The following is a 20,110-nucleotide window of genomic DNA, read 5'->3' as shown; positions in this document are numbered from 1 at the left end:
GTCCTCGTCCGTCGGGAGGCGCGCCTAGGGTGGGCGCATGAGAATCCTGCACACCTCGGACTGGCACCTGGGGCGCACCCTCCACGGGCAGGACCTGCACGCCTACCAGCAGGTCTTCCACGACTTCCTGGTCGACCTGGTGCGCGAGCGCGAGGTCGACGTCGTGGTGATCCCCGGGGACGTGTACGACCGCGCGGTGCCGTCGGTGGAGGCCGTGCGCCTGCTCGGCGCCACCCTCGCGCGCCTGGCGGAGATCACCACCGTCGTCCTCACGCCCGGCAACCACGACTCCGCCACGCGGTTGGGCTTCGGGGCGGCGCTCATGCGCGACGGCGTGCACATCCTGGCGGACCTGCCGGGTCTGGACCATCCCGTGGTGGTGCCGGACGAGCACGGCGACGTGCTGTTCTTCGGCCTGCCCTACCTCGAGCCCGACATCGCGCGCGTGCAGCTCGCCGCCGAGGACGGCCCGTCCTTGGCCCGCAGCCACGAGGCCGTGACCGCCGCGGCGCTGGACCGGGTGCGCCGGCGGATCGCCGGCCGCGCCGGGGAGGGGCCCCGACCGCGATCGGTGGTCCTCGCCCACACCTTCGTCACCGGCGGCGAGGGCAGCGACTCCGAACGGGACCTGACCGTCGGCGGCGTGGACTCGGTGCCCGCGGGGCTGTTCCACGGGATCGACTACGTGGCGCTGGGGCACCTGCACGGCTGCCAGGACCTCACCGCCCGGGTGCGGGCCGATGTCGCCCGCCGGGCGGGCGGGGGAGCGGCCCCCGGATCCGGGCCCGACGCACCGTCGAGCGAGTCCGCCTCGGCGGTCGACGGAGCGCCCGCGATCGAGCCCACCGCCTGGTACAGCGGCTCGCCGCTGGCCTTCTCCTTCTCCGAGCGCACCCAGCGCAAGTCCGTGCTGCTGGTCGAGCTCGGCGCCCCCGGGGACGTGGCCGTGGAGCGGATCGCGACGCCCGTCCCGCGCCGCCTGACGGAGCTGCGCGGCACCCTCGAGGAGATCCTCGCCCGCGCCGACGAGCACGGACAGGATTGGCTGAAGGTCACCATCACCGATGCCGCCCGCCCCGCGCATCTGCAGGAGCGCCTGCGCGCCGTCTATCCCCACCTCCTGCACACGACCTTCGAGCCCGAGGGGCGCGAACGGGACGAGGCGACCCCGCAGGTCCGCCCCGAGGCCCACCCGCTCGAGGTCATGGACGACTTCCTCGCCTTCGTCACGCAGGCCGCGCCCACACCGCAGGAGCACGCCGTGCTCGAGGCCGCCTACCAGCACGTCCGTACCGTCCGGCAGGAGGCCTCGTGAAGCTCCACCACCTGTACCTGCGGGGCATCGGCCCGTTCCGCGGCGAGCTCGAGATCGACTTCGCCGCGCTCGGCGCGAGCGGGATGTTCCTGCTCGAGGGCCCGACGGGATCGGGGAAGTCCACGATCCTCGACGCCCTGGTCTTCGCCCTCTACGGCAACGTCGCGGGCGCCGGGGCCAGCAGCGACCGCATCCGCTCGCAGTTCGCCCCGCCGACCACGGCCAGCGTCGTCGACCTCATCTTCGAGACGGCCCAGGGGATCTTCCGCGTGCGCCGCGAGCCCGAGTACCGCCGCGCCAAGCGGCGGGGGACGGGCACCACGAAGGAGCAGGCCAAGGCGGTGCTGTGGCGCATCGGCTCCCCGGACCTGATCCCCGCCCTCGTCGCCGACGAGCCGGGGGACGGGGCCGGCCTCACACCGCTCGCCACCCGCCTGGACGAGGTGGGGCGGGAGATCGCCCGGGCCGTCGGCCTCAGCCACAGCCAGTTCACCCAGACCGTGCTGCTGCCCCAGGGCGAGTTCGCCCGCTTCCTGCGCGCCCGCACCGGGGAGCGCCAGCAGGTCCTCCAGCGCGTGTTCGGGACCGAGATCTACGAGGACGTCGAGAAGCGCCTCGAGGAGATGCGCCGCGAGGCATCGGCCCAGGTCGAGCGCGCCACGGCCGAGCTCTCCCGCGCCGTGGCCCGCTTCGTGGAGGCCACCGGCCTCGCCGCCGACGAGGCCGGGGAGCAGGCGCGCGAGAACCTCGAGGCGCACGCCGCAGCTCTGCACCTGGAGGACCTCGGCGAGGCGAGCTCCGCCCTCGTCGACCAGGCGGCCGAGGCCGGGGCGGCCGCCGCCGGGCGGGCCGACAAGCTGCGCGCGGAGGCCCTCGCCGCCCGCACCGCGGCCGACACCGCCGCCGCCACCCTCGCCCGCATCGACCGGCGCCGCGCCCTCGACCAGCTCGCCGCCCGCCTCGAGAAGGACGCCGCGCAGGCCGCCGAGGCCCGCGCCTGCCTGGAGGCGGATCGCGCCGCCCAACCCGTCGCCGAGGCCATCGCCCGCCGCGACCGCGCCCGCCGCCAGGAGGCGGAGGCCGCCGCCGGGCTCGCCGCGCTGCGCGACCAGCACGCCGCGGACCATGCCGAGCTCGTCGCGCTGCTGGACGGCCCGGCCCCCCTGGAGGAGCTGGACCGCCGGATCGATGCGGCGACCACCGCCGCCGGGGAGCTGACAGCCCTGGTGGCTCTCGAGAAGGATCTGCCGCAGCGCCGTCGCGAGCTGGCCGCGCGCAGCACCCGCCTGGAGACGGCGCAGGCGGCCCTCGCCGCCCTCGAGACGTCCCTCGCGCAGCGCCCCGAGGCCCGCGCCTCCCTGCTGGAGCGCCGGGACGCGGCCCGCACGGCCGCCGAGGGCCTCGCCGATGCCCGCCTCGCCCTCGACGCGGCGACGCAGCGGCGCGACCACGCCAAGCGCGCCCAGGACCTCTCCGCTCAGGTCGAGACCGCCCGCACCCGCGCCCGGACGGCGCGCCGGTCCGCCGACGAGGCCGCCGAGACCGAGGCGCAGCTGCGCCGGCGCCGCAACGCGGGCCTCGCCGCCGAGCTCGCCCTCGCCCTCGTGGACGGCGACCCCTGCCTGGTCTGCGGGGCCCAGGCCCACCCGCATCCCGCCGAGCCCGGAGCGGACCACGTCGACGCCGAGACCGTCGACGCCGCCGAGGAGGCGCGACGCCGCGCCGAGCGGACCGCAGCCGATGCGAAGGAGGCGCTGGCGCTCGCCGAGAGCCGCCACGACGACGCCGCCGAACGCGCCGGCGGCCTCACCCTGGAGGCCGCCCTCGCCGCCCACGAGCAGCTCAGCGCCCAGGTCACGACCCTGCAGGAGCAGCAGGCCCTCGTCGCCGAACTCGAGACCGAGATCGAGGCGTACGACGAGGAGGACCGGCGGCTCGCCGCGCAGCGGGAGGCCCAGGCCCTCGCCGCCAGCACCGAGCAGACCTCGATCCGCGAGGCCGCCGCCGCGCTCGAGGCCGATGCCGCCCGCGTGGACGCCGCCCGGGAGCAGTCCGCCACCGTCGCGGAACGCCGCGCCGCGCACACCGCGACGGCCCGCGCCGCCCGCGCCCTGCGCGATGCGCACGTCGCCGCCGACCAGGCCGCCGCTCGGGCCCGCGAGCTGGCCGCCGAGGTGCGCCTGGGCGATTTCGCCGACGACGCCGCCGTGCGCTCCGCCCTGCTGGCCCCGGCCCGGCGCACCGAGCTCGAGGAGATGCTCCAGCGCCGCCGCACCGACCAGGCACGGCTGGCCGACGGCCTCGCCGAGGACGGCATCGCCGAGCTCGACGCCGGCGACGCCGCCCGCGAGAGGGCCCAGCAGGCCTGCACCGACACCCGCGCCCGGGCGGCCGCGGCCGAGGAGGCCACCACCGTCGCCGACAAGGAGGCCGGGCGTCGCGAGTCGGTCCTGGCCGCCAGCCGCCTGGCCCAGGAGCGGCTGCACGGAGCGATCACGCAGGTGCGGTCCGTCAGCGCCGAGGCCACGACCGTGGTGCGGGTCGCCGACCTCGCCACCGGCCGCTCGAGCGACGGGGACCGGATCCAGCTGTCCACCTACGTGCTCATGCGCCGCTTCGAGGACGTGATCGACGCCGCCAACGCCCGTCTCGCCCTGTTCTCCGACTCCGACCTCGAGCTGCTGCGGGACCCCGGCGCGCGCGGCGCCAAGAAGACCGGCCTGGACCTGCTGGTCATCGACCGCCGCACCGACCAGACGCGCGTCCCCGAGACCCTCTCCGGCGGGGAGACGTTCTTCGTCTCCCTCGCCCTGGCCCTGGGCCTGGCGGACATCGTCACCGCAGAGGCCGGCGGCGTGCAGATGGAGACCCTCTTCATCGACGAGGGCTTCGGCAGCCTCGACCCCGAGTCGCTCGAGCGCGTGATCGGCGAGATCAGCAGCCTGGCCGCGCACGGCCGGACCATCGGCCTGGTCAGCCATGTCACCGAGATGAAGCAGCAGATCCCCGAGCAGATCCGGGTGCGCCGCCGGGAGGACGGCAGCTCCGCCGTCACCGCGACCGCGTGACGGCGTCTTCGCGTGAGGGCGCGACCGCGGGTTCCGCCTCGCCCGCGGGTCAGCCGCGGCGCGGGGACCGCGCCATCACGGCGACCGCCGAACCCCGGGGCGGGGCGTCCGGCGCGGCGACGCCCGGCGCGGCGACGCCCGGCGCGGTGCGCCGCGAGGACTTCAGCACCTTCATCGCGAACCGCGAGAACACCTTCGCGATGCCGGGGATCGTGATCACCTCCTCGGTGAGGAAGCGCTCGTAGGCCGGGAGGTCCGAGACCGCGACGCGGATGAAGTAGTCCGGGGAGCCGAACAGGCGGTACAGCTCCACGACCTCGTCGAAGGCCGCCATGGTGGACTCGAAGTGGGCGATCGTGCCCGCGTCGTAGACGGTGAGCTCGACCTCCAGGATCACCTCGAAGGACTGCCCCAGGGCCTCGGGAGCGACATCGGCCGAATAGCCCAGGATCACGCCCTCCGCCTCCAGCCGCTGCACGCGGCGCAGGCACGGCCCCGGCGTCAGATGCACCCGCTCGGCCAGGGCCACGTTCGACAGGCGCCCCTCCTCCCGGAGATGGTCGATGATTGCGCGATCCACGTCATCAAGGTGCATGCATTGCATGGTAGGCCGCGGGTGCGGTCCACATCGCAATCGGCGCGTCGGTCCCAGGTGGGATGATTGCGCTGTGAACGAAGGAAGCACCCTGTGCGGCGACGCTGCGCCCGCCCCGGCGGCCGATCCCGCAGCCGCCCCGGCGGCCGATCCCGCAGCCGCCCCCGTCGCCGCCCCGGTGGCATCCACCGCGCCCCGGGCCGCCGCGGCCCTCACCCGGCGCCGCGAGGTCCTCGCCGGAGTGCGCATGTCGCTCGCCGCCGGGCTCGGGATGTTCCCCATCGGCGTGGCGTTCGGCCTGCTCGTGGTCCAGACCGGACTGCCGTGGTGGGTCGCACCGGGGCTGTCGATCCTCGTGTTCGCCGGCTCGGCAGAGCTGCTGCTGGTCGGGCTCATGGCCGCGGCGACCCCGCTGGCGACGATCGCGCTGACCACGCTCCTGGTCAACTTCCGCCACGTGTTCTACGCCTTCTCCTTCCCGCTGCACGTCGTGCGGCACCCGCTCGCGCGGCTGTACTCGGTGTACGCGCTGATCGACGAGGCCTACGCGGTCACCGCCGCGACGCCGCGCGGCTGGAGCGCGCCCCGGCTGATCGCGATGCAGCTCTCCTTCCAGAGCTATTGGGTGGGCGGGGGCCTGGTCGGCGTCGGCCTCGGCGCGGTCATCCCCGGGCGCATCGAGGGCCTCGACTTCGCCCTGTGCGCCCTGTTCATCACGCTCACGCTCGACGCCTGCCGCAGCCGCCGCGAGATCCCCTCGCTGCTGCTGGCCGCGCTCTCGTTCTCGATCGCGCTGCTGGTCGCCCCGCACGACGCGCTCTTCCTGGGGCTGCTCGGCTTCCTCGTGCTGCTCGCGGTGCGCTTCCTGCTCACCCGCCGCACCGCGCCGATCGCCCAGCCCGACGCCCCGCCCCTCGCCGCGCCCGCCGCCGCGCCCGATCCGAGCATCACGGCCGATGCGGCCGATGCTCCCGCCGACCCCCAGGAGGCCGACCGTGCCTGAGACCGGATACCTCCTCGCCGTCCTCGGGATCGGCTTCGGGATCACCTTCGCGCTGCGTGCCGTGCCCTTCGCGATCCTCGGACCGCTGCGGGAGTCGCGCTTCGTCGGCGCCATGGCGCTGTGGATGCCCGTGGGGATCCTCGGGATCCTCGCCGCCGCGACCCTGCGGTCCTCCATCGACGCGGACCCCGCGCGGATCCTCCCCGCGGCGATCGCGGTCGCCGTGACCGTCCTCGCCCACCTGCTGGGCGGGCGGCGCACCCTGCTCAGCGTCGGCCTCGGCACCGTGACCTTCGTGGTCCTCGTGAACCTCCTCTGATCCTCGCGGCCGGGCGCCCGGTCGCCCCCGCACAGGCCTCGGCCCTCGCCGTGCGACCCTGCGCACCGATACGATGGACACGGTCCCGGGATAGCGCTGTACACCGCCCGGGGACCGTCCCCCACCTGCATCGGAGGCCCCATGGGTTCGCTGACCCTCGACATCGTCGTGACCGTCCTCGCCGCGCTCGCGTACATCGTCGGCCTCACGGGCATCGTCCTGCCGGTGCTGCCGGGGACCATCACCTACGTGATCGCCACGCTGATCTGGGCGATCGTCATCGGCGGCTGGCCGGCATGGGTCGCCTTCGGCCTGATCCTCCTGTTCGGCGCCGCCGGCATGACGGCGAGCTACGTCCTCACCGGGCGGCGGCTCAAGCAGCACGAGGTGCCGACCTGGCCGATCCTCGTGGGCATCGCCGCCGGCATCGTGGGGATCTTCGTCATCCCGTTCCTCGGGCTGCCCATCGGCTTCCTGATCGGCCTGTACGTCGCCGAGTCGCTGCGCCTGAAGGACTGGAAGCACGGCCTGACCTCGACGTGGGTCGCCGTCAAGGCGCTCGGGATCGGGATCGCCATCGAGCTGAGCCTCGCCTTCTGCGCGACGATCACCTTCGCCGTCGCCGCGGTCGTCCACTTCACCACCCTCTGACGCGGCGCGGCCTCCGCTCCGCGCGCCCCGCCCCGCACCCGCACCGCACCGCACCGCCCACCAGCCGAGGAGCCCCGACCAGCTCGCCATGACGACGTCGTCACTGCACTCCGCATCCCGCCCCGCCGACCCGGGGACCGAACCCGCCCGCGCCCCGCGCTCCGCCGAGCCCACCGCCCCAGCGCGCCCCCGGGTGCTGGTACCGGGCCTGTCCCGGCTGTTCCGCGCGGTCGCGGAGCGCCCGCTGCCCTTCACCATCGCGATCCTCGCCGGCATCGCCTTCGCCCTGCTGCAGATCGCCACCAGCTCCGTCATCGGCCGCGTGACCGAGGGCGTCGTGGTGCCGGCCTTCGCCACCGGCCGCCCGGTCACCGGCGCCGTGGTCGCCGGGGCGCTCGCGATCATCGGCATCGGCCTGCTGCGCGCGGTCACCGTCGCCGCCCGCCGGATCCTGACCAACGTGGGCCTGTTCGACCTGCAGCGCGAGTACCGCGAACGGCTCTCGAAGGTCTTCGCGGACGTGCCGCTGCTGTGGCACCGCCGCCAGTCCACCGGGACCCTGCTCAGCTCGGTCTACGCGGACGTCGAGGCGACGTTCTTCGCCCTCATGCCCTTCCCCTTCGCGCTGTCGACGGTGGTCATGCTCGCCTACGCGGCCGTGGTCGTCGCCCGGGTGGACCCGCTGATCCTGCTGGTCATGCTGGGGATGGTGGGGATGCTGCTGGCGCTGAACGTGCTGCTGCAGCACTTCGCCGCGCCCATCGCCATGGAGTCCCAGCGCCTGCGCGCCAAGGTCGCCGAGATCGCCCACGAGTCCTTCGACGGCGCCAACGTCGTGAAGTCGATGGGCCGCGAGGACCAGGAGGAGGAGCGCTTCACCGACGCCGCGGAGCAGCTGCGCCGCAACGGCATCCGCTTCGGCTACGTGCGCGCCTGGTTCGACCCGCTGATCGACGTCCTGCCCAACGTCGGGATCCTGCTGGTGGTGCTGCTGGGCGCCTGGCGGATCACCTCCGGCGACGTCACCACCGGCCAGGTCGTCGAGGTCGCCTACCTCTTCACGCTGATGGCCCTGCCGATCCGCTCCTTCGGCTGGGTGCTGGGGGACCTCTCGCGCACCGTCGTCGGCTGGTCGCGGATCCAGCGGGTGCTGACCGTGCGCCGCCGCCAGACCTACGGCACCTCCGCGCTGCCGGCCGATGCCCGCGGCCGCCTCGTCCTGGACGACGTCTCCTTCGCCTACCGCGACGACGAGTTCGAGGTCCTCGCCCCGCGCACCGGCGAGGGCTTGGAGGACCTCGACCTCGCCGAGACCACCGCGCTGCACGACGTGAGCCTCGTGGCCGATCCCGCCGAGGGCTCCCGCGTGCTCGCCGTCGTCGGGGCGACCGGCTCCGGCAAGTCCACCCTCGCGCTGCTGGCGGCGCGGCTGGTCGACCCCACCGAGGGGTCCGTCTCCCTGGACGGCACGGACCTGCGCGACCTCACCGCCCCGGCGCTCACCGGCGACGTCGCCCTGGTGCTGCAGCAGGCGTTCGTCTTCGACGACACCGTCCGCCACAACGTCACCCTCGGCGCCGACTTCGACGACGAGCAGGTCCGATGGGCCCTGCGCATCGCCCAGGCCGAGGGCTTCGTCGACGGCCTCCCCGACGGGCTGGACACCGTCCTCGGGGAGCGCGGCGGCTCCCTCTCCGGCGGGCAGCGCCAGCGCATCGCCCTGGCCCGCGCCCTGGTGCGCCGCCCGCGCCTGCTGATCCTCGACGATGCGACCAGCGCCTGCGACCCCTCCGTCGAGGAGGCGATCCTCGCGCAGATCCGCACCCACATGACCGAGTCGACGCTGCTGCTGGTGGCCTACCGCAAGTCGACCATCTCCATCGCCGACCGCGTCGTCTTCCTCGAACACGGCCGGGTGCGCGGCGCCGGCACCCACGCCGAGCTGCGCGAGTCCCTGCCCGCGTACCGGGCCCTGGTGGACGCCTACGACGAGGCCGCCATCTCGCACAGCCTGCTCGAAGCAGGGGAGGAGGACGCATGAGCCCGACCGCCGTCACCCCGCAGAAGGACGCGTTCTCGTCCTCGACCCTGCAGGCCCCGGGAGCCTCGGCCGACCACGGCGCGATCGCGACGATCCGCCGCGGCCTGTCCCTGACCCCGGAGGCCCTGCGCGGCATCTGGATCACCCTGCTGCTCGCCGTCATCGCGACCGCCGGGAAGATCGTCGTGCCGATCGCCGTGCAGCGCGTGATCGACCACGGCATCATCGCCCCGCCGGAGCCGGACATGGCGATCATCGCCGGGACCACGGGCCTGGCGGCCCTGGTGCTGCTGGTGACCGCCGCCAGCAACGTGCTCATGAACCGCCGCCTGTTCCGCACCGCGGAGACGGCGCTGGCCACCCTGCGCGAGCGCGCCTTCCGGCACATCCACGACCTCTCGCTGCTCACCCAGGGCACCGAGCAGCGCGGCGCCCTGGTCTCCCGCGTGACCAGCGACGTCGACACCGTCAGCCAGTTCATGAGCTTCGGCGGGATCATGCTCGTGGTCATGTCGCTGCAGCTGCTGCTGGCCACCGTCGTGATGGCGGTGTTCTCGTGGCCGCTCGCCCTGGTGGTGTGGATCGTCTACATCCCCATGTTCGTGCTGATGGGCTTCCTGCAGAAGCGCATCCGCGCCCGCTACCAGAAGGTCCGCACCGCCGTCGGCGGCATGCTCGGCGCCGTCTCGGAGTCCCTCGTGGGGGCCGCGACCCTGCGCGCCTACGGCATCACCGGCCGCGCCCACGACGACAACGCCGAGCGCATCACCGAGGTGCGCGACCGCCAGTTCTCCGTGCTGCGGCCGATGTCGGGCTCCTTCGTCCTGGCCGAGGCCTTCGACGGGATCTCCACCGCCGTGGTCATCGTGGTCGGCATCTACCTCGGCACCGGGGTGCTGGGCTTCGGCGAGGGCATGGTCACCGCCGGGCAGCTGGTCGCCTTCGTGTTCCTCGTGTCGCTGTTCAGCCAGCCCGTCCGGATGGGCGCGGAGATGCTCTCCGAGGCGCAGAACGCCGTCGCCGGCTGGCGCCGCGTGCTCGGCGTCCTGGACACCCCGGCCGATGTCTCCGACCCCGCCGGCGGCATGGACCCGCAGACGGGCCGGCGCTTCCCGCCGCGGGACGATGCGCGCGAGCTGCCCGACGGCGGCCTCTCGCTGGTCGTGCGCGACCTGCGCTACCGGTACCCCACGGGACCCGAGGTCCTGCACGGCATCGACGTGGAGCTGGCCGCCGGCTCGCACACGGCGATCGTCGGGGAGACGGGCTCGGGCAAGACCACCTTCGCCAAGCTGCTCACCCGCATGATGGATCCCAGCGCCGGCCAGGTGCTGATCGGGGACGTCCCGGTGGACCGGGTGCCCTTCGCCTCCCTGCGCCGCCGGGTGGTGATGGTCCCGCAGGACGGCTTCCTGTTCGACACCACCGTCGCCGGGAACCTGCGCTACGGGCGGCCCGAGGCGAGCGACCGGCAGATGCGCGAGGCCATCGTCGAGCTGGGCCTCGAGGACTGGCTCGACGGCCTCCCGCGCGGCCTCGACACGCGCGTCGGCCAGCGCGGCGAGGCGCTCAGCGCGGGGGAGCGGCAGCTGGTCTCCCTGGCCCGCGCCTATCTCGCCGACCCCGACGTGATCGTGCTGGACGAGGCGACCAGCGCCGTCGACCCGGCGGCCGACGTCCGGCTCCAGCACGCCATCGAGGGCCTGGCCCGCGGGCGCACCACGGTGACCATCGCCCACCGCCTGTCCACCGCCGAGCGCGCCGACCAGATCCTCGTGCTCGACCGCGGCCACCTGGTCGAGCGCGGCACCCACGCCGAGCTGGTCGCGCTGCCCGAGGGGATCTACGCGGGGCTGCACGGCTCCTGGGTCGCCCACCGCCAGGAGCGCTGAGCCCGCCGCCGCGGCCGCCGCCTTCGCCCCGGGCGCCGCCCTCGCCCTGGCCGCCGTGGCCGCCGCCTCCGCCCCGGCCGCCGTGGCCGCCGCTCTCGCCTCTGTGGCCCGGCGACCCTGGAGGCACGGGACTAATACGGGGACATGGACGCTATATCGGCCTGTGTCCCCGTATTAGTCCCGTGACGATCTTCGGCTCGGGGCACACAGCGTGGGGTCTGCTCCGAGGTGGCCGTCCCGACCGTCCCGATCGTCCCGGCCGTCGCGACCTCGCGCCGTCGTGAGGTCCGAGAGGCCGGTCCGTCGGTGGGGCTCCGCGGAACTCGGTCACGCCCCGCAGAACTCGGTCACGCCGCGCGGAACTCGGTCACGCCGCGCGGAACTCGGTCACGCCGCGCGGAAGGCTCGGTCGGGGATCGGCCTGCGGTGGTCACCACGGCGGTAGATCGTCTCGAGCATCTTGGCGGTCGCCGGCCAGGTGAGGAAGACCTGTTCCCAGGTGAGACGCGTAACGGTGTATCCGAGGGTGCGCAGTACCAGGTCGCGGGAGCGATCGTTCTCGTACTGGTCCTTGATCTCGTGGAACTCGTGGCTGTCGCACTCGATCACCCAGCTGTCTCCCACCAGCAGATCGACCCGGCCCACTCCAGGGATCACCACCTGCGAGCGGACCTTGATGCGGCGGGATTCGAACCACCAACGCACGGTGGTCTCGGTGCCGGATCCCGCATCGCTGCGCACCCGTGCGAGCGCGCGCCGGGCATCTCGGGGCAGGGCGGTGAGAAGATCCTCCAGCCCGCTCCTCGTGAGCAGGCGCTTCTCGAGAGCGGACTCGATGATCGTCGCCGCCTGGATGACGGTCAGGCACCGTGCACAGTGCTCCAGCACGGTCGACAGCGGCGGCACCGGCTGATTGTCCGGCCAGTGACGCAGAGACGGCCCGTGGAACTGCAGGGGGACGAGCTTCATCCCGGTCCGGATGCTGCCGTCGCGATTCCTGCGGATCGGCGTCGCGCGCACCGTCGGATCGACCCCGGCGGGCAGGATCGCTCGGTCGCGTCGGCCCGTTCCCATCCGAGGTCGGAAGACATGCACAGCTGTGGCGACCGGAGGCGTCCACAGCCCGAGGAGGGCGGCGCCGTCGATGCAGGTGGGCCGGGCGCCCTTCGCGAGCACGGCCACGACGTCGGCCGGCGCCTCAGGCTTCACGTACCAGCGCTGCACCCTGCGCACTGCCCCCTCGCGGACCATGGCCAGCAGTTCGTCAGACGACACGTCGAACTGCGACAGCTCATCTCGATGCGCGATTCCGGCGATCCTCATGCAGGAGATCCGATCACCGGGCCCGAGCCGTCGCCAGCGGTACCCGAGGACTGTGGATAACCGCGAGCCCTGCCCGTCGGGGAGCGCGAGCGGGCCGGGCGATGCCGTCCAGGGGACGAACACAGGGAGCCGACCGTTCCGCTGACGGTCGGATCCCGCATTCCCGGGCACGTCGAATGGACATCCGCCCGCGAAAACATAGGATGATTCGACGGGAAGAATCCGCCGCGGGGTCGACGCGGCATGGCCGTTGCCGAGGCCGAGCCGGCCGACGACGCGCCAGGGGGTGTCATGCACGAATCTGACGAGCCGGGCTCGGACAGGACACGGGGACGTGTGCGCCGCGGTGTCGCGCTCGTTCTCCGCACGGCCTTCCGTCGCCATCTGGGACTGAGCCTGCTGGTCATCGTGATGGCGCTCGTCCTCGCGCTGATGCCGGCGGTGCAGCTGCGGGTGCTCGGCATGCTCGTCGACGGCGTCGGGCAGGGGGACCGGATCAGCCTCCTGCCCATCGTCCTGCTGGGGCTCACCCTGGGGCTCTCGACGGTCGTCAACAGCATCCAGATCCCCTTCCGGGAGCAGCTGTACACCGATGTCTCCGGTGATCTTCTCGAGAAGGAGCTCGCCGTCTTCGTGGACGCCGCCCCGGGGGACCTCTCCGCCCCCGGCGTCCAGGACCGGCTGCGGATCCGCCGCGAGAGCGCCGACGACCGCAGCCGCGTCCTGCTCGACACCCTCCTGAACGTCGGCGTCGCCGCGGTCACCTCGCTCGGCGTCGGAGGAGTGCTGTTCTCGGTCTCGCCGCTGGTGGCGGTGCTCATGTGCGCCGGGGCGGCCGCCCCGCTGGTCGTCATGCACCGGATCCGGACGGTCTGGCAGCGCGCCCAGGAGGACGCCGCCGCGCCGCAGCGCGTGCACGACGACCTCTTCCACCTCGGAGCGCAGCCGCGCGCATTCGACGCGATCCTCCAGCACGGCGGCGGAGGCCGCGTGCGCGTGGAGTCGATGCGCATGTGGCGGGCCGTGCGCGGGCTCATCCTCGGCGCGCAGCGGACCGAGGCGCTGCTGTGCGTGGTCTGCGCGGTCCTGACGACGGCCTTCGTCACCGCCGCGCTGCTGGTCCTGCTGCGCAGTCAGGATGTCTCCGTCGGGGACATGGCGATCGTCGCCAGCTCCGTGGCCGCCCTCGCCACCCTGAACCAGCTGGTGGTCTGGGCCTCGGGATGCGTGGAGGTCGCCCAGTTCGTCGGCGACCTCGATGCGCCGCTCGTGCAGCGGGCAGCAGCGGGTCCGTCGCGGACGGGCGGGGAGCCGACCCGCCTCGAGGGGATCGAGCTCGAGGGCGCGAGCTTCACCTATCGCGGCCGCACCGCCCCCGCGATCGACGAGGTCTCCGTCCGCCTCGCCGCCTCGGGCCTGGTGGTCCTCACCGGCCCCAACGGCGCCGGCAAGAGCACCCTCGCGAAGCTCGCCTCCGGAGCGCTGCACCCCGACCAGGGCGCGGTCCGCTGGCTGCGGGCCGATGGCACCTCGACCCCGCCGTCCTGGCAGGAGGTGAGCGTGCTCCACCAGGACGAGGCGATGCTGCCGCTGAGCGTGCGCGACTTCGTGCGGATGGGCACGGACGCCTCGGACCAGCAGATCGCCGCGGCGCTGCGGCGCACCGGGCTCGGCCCGCTGCTCGAGGCGGCTCCCCGCCTGCTGGACCAGCGGGTGGGGGAGGGGTACGAGGGCGGGGCCGCCTTCTCGGGCGGCCAGTTCCAGCGCCTGTGCCTGGCCCGGCTGCTGCTCCAGGATCGGCCGATGTGGGTGCTCGACGAGCCGACCAGCGCGATCGACGCCGCCGGGGACGCCGACTTCCTGGACCTGCTGCGCGAGACGGGGGCGGAGCGCTTCGTCCTCGTGATCACCCACAAGGAGCTCGGCTTCGAGGACGGCGACGAGCTGTGGCGCGTCGAGCACGGGCGTTCCCGGCTGCTGCGGCCTGCCCCGGCAGGCGGCCCCGGTCCCGATGCCGCTCCGTAGGATGGGAGCCATGCCCGATGCCTCGCAGCCCGCCCAGCCCGCCGCGGACGTCGTCCATCCCCCGATCCCGCCCATCTCCGGCAAGGACACGCCCCGCTTCGGCAGCGAGGAGCGCAAGCAGGCGCTCGCCGCGGCGTTCCGGAGCCAGGGGGAGGACTACGACCGGCTGCGTCCCGGATATCCGCCGGCGGTCATCGACGCGATCCTGCGCCATCTCCCGGAGGCGGATCCGGTGCGGGCGGTGGACCTGGGCGCCGGGACCGGGAAGCTGTCCTGGGCCCTCGCCGCCCAGGGCGTCGAGGTGACCGCCGTGGACCCGAGCGAGGCCATGCTCGAGTCCGCCCTGCGCGCCGGAGCATCGGTCCCGCGCGCCGGGGCATCGGTCCCGCGGGCCGGGGCATCGGCCCTGGGCACCGGGGAACAGGCTCTGAGCGACGGCGCATCGGCCGCCGGTCGCGCGGCCTCCCCGAGCATCCGCACCCGCCTCGCATCGGCCGAGGACACGGGCCTTCCCGAGGGATCCGCCGACCTCGTCACCGCCGCACAGGCCTGGCACTGGTTCGACGCGCAGGCGGCATCGGCCGAGGCGGCGCGGCTGCTGGGGGAGGGCGGCATGCTCGCCCTGGTGTGGAACATGCTCGACGTGACGATCCCGTGGGTGCATCGGCTCTCGCGGATCATGCACGCGGGCGACATCCACCGGGAGGACTTCGCGCCCGAGGTCGCCGCGCCGTTCGTGCTGCGCGAGCGGCTCGTGCACTCCTGGGAGGACCCGATGCCCACGCACGACGTCATCGACCTGGCGCGCACGCGCAGCTATGTCATCACCGCGACGCCGGAGCGGCGCGCGAAGGTCCTCGCGAACCTCGACTGGTATCTCCACGAGCATCTCGGCCATGCCCCCGGCAGCACGATCGGCCTGCCGTACCGCACCGACCTCTTCCTCTACGCCCGCGCCTGAGCGCCTCCCCCTCGGAGCCGGCTGATGTGCGCTCTCGGCGGGTCTTAGCGCGCGCCACGCGGAACCCACGTCAGGCTCGATGAGGCCGCGGACGCAGGCGATCGCAGCGCCACGAGGGAGGGGCCCGGGACGGGTCAGGCGCCGCCCAGGTCCGAGGCGCCTCCGGCATCCGAGGCGCCGCCGGCATCCGAGGCGCCTCCGGCGTCCGAGGGCGCGGCATCGGGCTGCAGGGTCATGTCGGTGATGCGCCAGCGCTCGCCGTCCCAGGCCACGGAGGCGTCGAGCCGACCGCTCACGCCCTCCAGCGGGTACGCCTCGCCCTCGGCCTCCTCGAAGATGAGGCTCGGGGCCTGCGTGAAGCGGGCGGAGACGGTGCCCGTGACGGGCGGCTCCCCGGTCCCGTCGAAGGTCGTCGACTCCACGGTGAACTCGCCCTCGACGAGGTAGCCGCCCTGGGAGTGGAGCTGCTCGGCGTTCGCCATGAACTGCACGCAGACGGAGCAGTTGGGGTCCACCACCTCGTCCCAGGCGGCGGTGTCGCCGGTGGTCATCATGTAGGTGTAGGAGCCCAGCAGATGCTCGACGGTCTCGCGGGCGCCCGTCTCGGACTGCTCGAGGACCGGCGCCGGCAGCTCGGGCTCAGCGATCTCGGGGCGCGGGTACTGCTGGTCGGACCAGGAGGTCGGATCCTGGTCCCCGCCCATCAGAGAGGACACGCCGAACGCGCCGAACGGCACCACGAGGGCCAGCGCGACCGCGAGGATCACGATCTTCTGCATGCGTCTGCTCACCCGGCCACGGTAGACGACGCGTCCGCGCTGTCCCTGGGGAGCGCCGGCCGCGCAGGCCCCCGCAGCATCCTCCCGGCGGCGGATCCCGTCGCGGCGGGACCCCCGACCTCCGTCGATACCTCCCGATAAGGGGATGTCGTGCGTCGGCGCCGCTGGATAGGCTACGTCGGTCGCGCCTCCGGAGCCTGGCGGCCGTCCCCATCGGCCGCGAGGAGCTCGGTCGAGCCCCGCCGAGCTCCGCCGGTGCGACCTATGAGAGGAACCCTGTGACCCTGCTACGGCTCTCCCTGTCGTCCCTGCGCCCGTACTGGCCGGCCGTCCTCCTGGTGATCGTCTTCCAGGTGGTCGGCGTGCTGGCCGCGCTCTATCTCCCGACCATCAACGCGTACATGATCGACGACGGCATCGCCCAGGGCGACATCCCGACGATCTGGCGCCTGGGCGGCTACATGCTCGTGGTGACCGTCGGGAACATCATCGCGGTGGTCGCCGCGAACTACTTCGCCGCCCGGTCGGCCATGCGCCTGGGCCAGGACCTGCGCGAGCGCGTGTTCACCACGGTGCAGCACTTCTCCGCGCAGCGGCTGCACGAGTTCGGCGCCCCGTCGCTGATCACCCGCTCCACCAATGACGTGCAGCAGGTCCAGATGCTCACGTTCTTCGCCATGAACTTCCTGGTGCAGGCGCCGATCACCGGTATCGGCGGCATCGTGCTGGCGCTGAGCGTCGAGCCGGGCCTGGCCTGGCTGATCGCGGTGATGGTGCCGCTGATGCTGCTGGCGGTCGGCACGCTGGTCGCGCTCGCCTCGCCGCTGTTCGGCAGGATGCAGAAGCGGATCGACGTCATCAACCGGGTGCTGCGCGAGCAGATCACGGGGATCCGGGTGCTGCGCGCCTTCACCCGCGAGGACCTCGAGCGCCAGCGCTACGAGGACGTCAACGCCGAGCTGACGGACCTCAACCGTCGGGTCGGCCAGCTGATGATCATCATCCAGCCGCTGATCATGTTCATGCTCAACGTCTCCAGCGTGCTGGTGCTGTGGTTCGCCGCCCCGCGCGTGGAGTCCGGGCAGATGGAGGTCGGCTCGATCACCGCCTTCATCGCCTACCTGATCCAGATCCTCATCGCCGTGATGATGGCGTCGTTCATGACGATGATGATCCCGCGGGCCATGGTCTCCGCCGGTCGCATCGCCGAGGTCCTCGACGTCGACGACTCCGTCCGCGAGCGCGAATCCGTGATCACCGAGGTCCCCGGCCCCACCCGCCTGCAGCTGCGGGACGTGAGCTTCACGTACCCCGGCGCGGAGCGGCCCGTGCTGAGGGGCGTGAACCTCGACGCCCACGCCGGGCAGACGGTCGCGATCATCGGCGGCACCGGCTCGGGCAAGTCGACCCTCATGAACCTCGTGCCGCGCCTGCTGGACGCGACCGAGGGCGAGGTCCTCCACAACGGCACGCCCATCGAGACGCTGCACCCGGACCTGCTCGCCTCCCGCGTGGGCCTGGTGCCGCAGAAGCCGTACCTGTTCTCCGGGACGGTCGCCTCCAACCTGCGCTTCGGCAACCCCGAGGCGACCGACGAGGAGTTGTGGCACGCCCTGACCATCGCCCAGGGCCGCGACTTCGTGGCCGCCATGCCCGACGGGCTGGACTCGGTGATCGCGCAGGGCGGCACCAACGTCTCCGGCGGCCAGCGCCAGCGCCTGTGCATCGCCCGCGCGCTGGTGGCCCGGCCCGAGATCTACGTCTTCGACGACTCGTTCAGCGCCCTGGACCTCACCACCGATGCGCGGCTGCGCGCGGCCCTGTTCCCCGAGACGCGGCACGCCCTCGTGCTGATCGTCGCCCAGCGGGTCTCGACGGTGACATCGGCCGATCTGATCCTCGTGCTCGACCACGGCGAGATCGTCGCCTCGGGCACCCATGAGGAGCTGCTGGCCAGCTCCGAGACCTACCTGGAGATCATCCGGTCCCAGGGCGCCGAGGAGGTGGTCGCATGAGCACGCAGAACCCGCCGCAGGACCCGGGCCGGGACCGGACCCCGGGCGCGACCCCGGCCGTCGCGCCGGAGACGACCCCCGTCCTCGCCGGCGACGAGGCGCACGAGGCGGCGCAGCTCGCCGCGGAGAAGGACGCCGGCCGCGGCCTGCGCCCGGGGCAGAAGTCCAAGAACTTCTGGCCCAGCACCAAGCGGCTGATCCGCGAGATGGGCCCCGAGCGGGCCTACATGCTCGGGGCCATCGGCCTCGGCGTGATCGCCGTGCTGCTGGCGGTGGTCGGCCCGCGCATCCTGGGCCGCGCCACCGACATCGTCTTCTCCGGCCTCATCTCGCGGGACATGCCCGCCGGGGCCGACCGCGAGGAGATCATCGCCGCCCTGCGCGCGCAGGGCGAGACCACCACGGCGGACATGCTCTCGGGCATGGACTTCACCCCCGGGCAGGGCATCGACTTCCCCGCGCTGCACCAGGTGCTGCTGCTGGCGCTGGGGCTGTACGTCGCCTCCTCGCTGCTGATGTGGCTGCAGGGCGTGCTGCTGAACCGGGTCATCTTCCGCATGGTCTACCGCCTGCGCCGCCAGGTGGAGGAGAAGCTGCACCGCCTGCCGCTGGCGTACTTCGACCGCACCAAGCGCGGGGAGATCCTCTCGCGCGTCACCAACGACATCGACAACATCCAGAACACGCTGATCAACACGGTGACGGGACTGGTCAACGCCTTCCTCACGGCGGTCGGCGTGATCGTCATGATGCTGCTGCTGTCCTGGCAGCTGTCGATCATCGCGCTGGCCTCGATCCCCGTCGCGCTCGCGATCACGGCCATCGTCGGCTCCCGCTCCCAGAAGCTGTTCCAGCAGCAGTGGGACGCGACCGGCGTGGTCAACGCCGAGGTCGAGGAGGCCTTCAGCGGCCACGCGCTGGTGACCGCCTTCGGGCGCCGCCGCGAGGTGGGCCGCCGCTTCGACGAGAAGAACGAGACGATGTTCAGGGCGTCCTTCGGCGCCCAGTTCGTCTCCTCGCTGATCATGCCGCTGATGATGTTCGTGGGGAACCTCAGCTACGTCCTCGTCGCCGTCGTGGGCGGCCTGCGCATCGTCTCGGGGCAGATGACCCTCGGCGACGTCCAGGCCTTCATCCAGTACTCGCGGCAGTTCACCCAGCCGCTGTCCCAGCTCGCCTCGATGGCGACCATGCTGCAGTCCGGCGTGGCCAGCGCCGAGCGGGTCTTCGAGATGCTGGACGCCGAGGAGCAGGAGCTCGAGGCCGAGGTCCCCGGGGCCGTCTCCCGGATCCGGCAGGGCCGCGTGGAGTTCTCCCACGTGCGCTTCTCCTACTCTCCCGACCGCCCGCTGATCCGCGACCTCTCCCTGGTCGCCGACCCCGGGCACACCGTCGCGATCGTCGGCCCGACCGGCGCCGGCAAGACGACCCTGGTCAACCTGGTGATGCGGTTCTACGAGCTGGACGGCGGCAGCATCCGGATCGACGGCGTGGACATCCGCGACCTCACCCGGCGCCAGCTGCGCGAGCGCACGGGCATGGTCCTGCAGGACACCTGGCTGTTCGAGGGCACGATCCGCGAGAACATCCGCTACGGGCGCCTGGACGCGACCGACGAGGAGGTGCTCGAGGCCGCCCGCGCCACCCACGTCGACGACTTCGTGCGCCATCTGCCCGAGGGCTACGACACGGTCCTGGACGACGAGGGCGGCAGCATCAGCGCCGGCGAGAAGCAGCTGCTGACCATCGCCCGCGCCTTCCTGGCCCAGCCCAGCCTGCTGATCCTCGACGAGGCGACCAGCTCCGTGGACACCCGCACCGAGTTGCTCGTGCAGGAGGCCATGAACCGGCTGCGCGAGGGGCGCACCTCCTTCGTGATCGCCCACCGCCTCTCCACGATCCGCGACGCGGACCTCATCCTCGTGATGGAGTCCGGGGACATCGTCGAGCAGGGCAGCCACGACGAGCTCCTCGCGGCCGACGGCGCCTACGCGCGCCTGTACCGCTCGCAGTTCGAGGGCGCCGCGCACGATCCCGACGACGACGAGGATCCCGAGGCCGACGCCGTCGCCGCGGGCGCCGGCGGCGGGGGGATGATGCCCGGCATGTGAGGGCTAGGGTGG

General features: G+C 73.1%; 14 protein-coding genes. 11 read left to right on the top strand and 3 right to left on the bottom strand.

Annotation, left to right across the window (positions count from 1 at the left end; all coding sequences use genetic code 11):
- The first annotated feature begins 37 nt into the window (after nucleotides 1–37).
- On the top strand, nucleotides 38–1,315 hold the full coding sequence (locus ABD234_RS09785) for an exonuclease SbcCD subunit D (RefSeq protein ID WP_344355644.1): 1,278 nt from the start codon (nucleotides 38–40) through the stop codon (nucleotides 1,313–1,315).
- The gene (locus tag ABD234_RS09780) at nucleotides 1,312–4,383 is read left to right on the top strand and encodes an AAA family ATPase (RefSeq protein WP_344355642.1); all 3,072 of its coding nucleotides are present in this window, start codon (nucleotides 1,312–1,314) and stop codon (nucleotides 4,381–4,383) included. The genes ABD234_RS09785 and ABD234_RS09780 overlap by 4 nt, the downstream gene beginning before the upstream one ends.
- 49 nt (nucleotides 4,384–4,432) lie before the next feature.
- Here the strand turns inward: ABD234_RS09780 and ABD234_RS09775 are convergent, their stop codons facing one another.
- Nucleotides 4,433–4,978 (bottom strand): Lrp/AsnC family transcriptional regulator, encoded by a 546-nt coding sequence (locus ABD234_RS09775; protein WP_344355640.1) that lies wholly within the window; start codon nucleotides 4,976–4,978, stop codon nucleotides 4,433–4,435.
- A gap of 73 nt (nucleotides 4,979–5,051) precedes the next feature.
- Between ABD234_RS09775 and ABD234_RS09770 the strand changes: the two genes are divergently transcribed.
- The 5 genes from ABD234_RS09770 (at nucleotide 5,052) to ABD234_RS09750 (ending at nucleotide 10,884) form a co-directional block, all read left to right on the top strand.
- Entirely contained in the window at nucleotides 5,052–5,981 is a 930-nt protein-coding gene (locus ABD234_RS09770; protein ID WP_344355635.1) for an AzlC family ABC transporter permease, read from the top strand.
- Nucleotides 5,974–6,300: a branched-chain amino acid transporter permease gene (locus ABD234_RS09765; protein ID WP_344355633.1), complete on the top strand. Its 327-nt coding sequence runs from the start codon at nucleotides 5,974–5,976 to the stop codon at nucleotides 6,298–6,300. Before ABD234_RS09770 ends, ABD234_RS09765 begins: the two co-directional genes overlap by 8 nt.
- Before the next feature lie 141 nt (nucleotides 6,301–6,441).
- Complete coding sequence (locus ABD234_RS09760; RefSeq protein ID WP_038372009.1) at nucleotides 6,442–6,951, top strand: DUF456 domain-containing protein; 510 nt, start codon at nucleotides 6,442–6,444, stop codon at nucleotides 6,949–6,951.
- Between the two features lie 88 nt (nucleotides 6,952–7,039).
- A complete protein-coding gene (locus ABD234_RS09755; RefSeq protein ID WP_344355630.1) occupies nucleotides 7,040–8,992 on the top strand; it encodes an ABC transporter ATP-binding protein in 1,953 nt (650 codons plus the stop codon).
- Complete coding sequence (locus tag ABD234_RS09750) at nucleotides 8,989–10,884, top strand: ABC transporter ATP-binding protein (RefSeq protein WP_344355627.1); 1,896 nt, start codon at nucleotides 8,989–8,991, stop codon at nucleotides 10,882–10,884. Before ABD234_RS09755 ends, ABD234_RS09750 begins: the two co-directional genes overlap by 4 nt.
- Nucleotides 10,885–11,271: 387 nt before the next feature.
- On the opposite strand, the gene ABD234_RS09745 is transcribed toward ABD234_RS09750, so the two are convergent.
- Entirely contained in the window at nucleotides 11,272–12,207 is a 936-nt protein-coding gene (locus ABD234_RS09745; protein WP_344355624.1) for an endonuclease domain-containing protein, read from the bottom strand.
- 291 nt (nucleotides 12,208–12,498) lie between these two features.
- Between ABD234_RS09745 and ABD234_RS09740 the strand changes: the two genes are divergently transcribed.
- The gene (locus tag ABD234_RS09740; RefSeq protein WP_344355621.1) at nucleotides 12,499–14,232 is read left to right on the top strand and encodes an ATP-binding cassette domain-containing protein; all 1,734 of its coding nucleotides are present in this window, start codon (nucleotides 12,499–12,501) and stop codon (nucleotides 14,230–14,232) included.
- Nucleotides 14,233–14,242: 10 nt separating this feature from the next.
- Entirely contained in the window at nucleotides 14,243–15,193 is a 951-nt protein-coding gene (locus tag ABD234_RS09735; RefSeq protein ID WP_344355618.1) for a methyltransferase domain-containing protein, read from the top strand.
- Between the two features lie 134 nt (nucleotides 15,194–15,327).
- Here ABD234_RS09735 and ABD234_RS09730 read toward each other — a convergent pair whose 3' ends face one another.
- A complete protein-coding gene (locus ABD234_RS09730) occupies nucleotides 15,328–15,984 on the bottom strand; it encodes a DUF6318 family protein (protein ID WP_051486724.1) in 657 nt (218 codons plus the stop codon).
- Between the two features lie 266 nt (nucleotides 15,985–16,250).
- Between ABD234_RS09730 and ABD234_RS09725 the strand changes: the two genes are divergently transcribed.
- Together ABD234_RS09725 and ABD234_RS09720 are read left to right on the top strand one after the other, a co-directional pair.
- On the top strand, nucleotides 16,251–17,987 hold the full coding sequence (locus ABD234_RS09725) for an ABC transporter ATP-binding protein (RefSeq protein WP_344355615.1): 1,737 nt from the start codon (nucleotides 16,251–16,253) through the stop codon (nucleotides 17,985–17,987).
- Complete coding sequence (locus ABD234_RS09720; RefSeq protein WP_344355612.1) at nucleotides 17,984–20,098, top strand: ABC transporter ATP-binding protein; 2,115 nt, start codon at nucleotides 17,984–17,986, stop codon at nucleotides 20,096–20,098. Before ABD234_RS09725 ends, ABD234_RS09720 begins: the two co-directional genes overlap by 4 nt.
- The last annotated feature ends 12 nt before the right edge of the window (nucleotides 20,099–20,110 follow it).

This window comes from Brachybacterium phenoliresistens (genome assembly GCF_039530785.1).
In the GTDB taxonomy this organism is placed as follows: Bacteria; Actinomycetota; Actinomycetes; order Actinomycetales; family Dermabacteraceae; genus Brachybacterium; species Brachybacterium phenoliresistens.
The sequence above is the reverse complement of the archived record's forward strand: the minus strand, read 5'-3'. Positions and strand labels throughout refer to the sequence as shown.

Bases quoted from the DNA above. Each gene is read 5' to 3' on its own strand.
- ABD234_RS09785 (WP_344355644.1), top strand. From the start codon at position 38: ATGAGAATCCTGCACACCTCGGACTGGCACCTGGGGCGCACCCTCCAC.
- ABD234_RS09775 (WP_344355640.1), bottom strand. From the start codon at position 4,978: ATGCACCTTGATGACGTGGATCGCGCAATCATCGACCATCTCCGGGAG.
- ABD234_RS09760 (WP_038372009.1), top strand. From the start codon at position 6,442: ATGGGTTCGCTGACCCTCGACATCGTCGTGACCGTCCTCGCCGCGCTC.
- ABD234_RS09755 (WP_344355630.1), top strand. From the start codon at position 7,040: ATGACGACGTCGTCACTGCACTCCGCATCCCGCCCCGCCGACCCGGGG.
- ABD234_RS09750 (WP_344355627.1), top strand. From the start codon at position 8,989: ATGAGCCCGACCGCCGTCACCCCGCAGAAGGACGCGTTCTCGTCCTCG.
- ABD234_RS09745 (WP_344355624.1), bottom strand. From the start codon at position 12,207: ATGAGGATCGCCGGAATCGCGCATCGAGATGAGCTGTCGCAGTTCGAC.
- ABD234_RS09740 (WP_344355621.1), top strand. From the start codon at position 12,499: ATGCACGAATCTGACGAGCCGGGCTCGGACAGGACACGGGGACGTGTG.
- ABD234_RS09735 (WP_344355618.1), top strand. From the start codon at position 14,243: ATGCCCGATGCCTCGCAGCCCGCCCAGCCCGCCGCGGACGTCGTCCAT.
- ABD234_RS09720 (WP_344355612.1), top strand. From the start codon at position 17,984: ATGAGCACGCAGAACCCGCCGCAGGACCCGGGCCGGGACCGGACCCCG.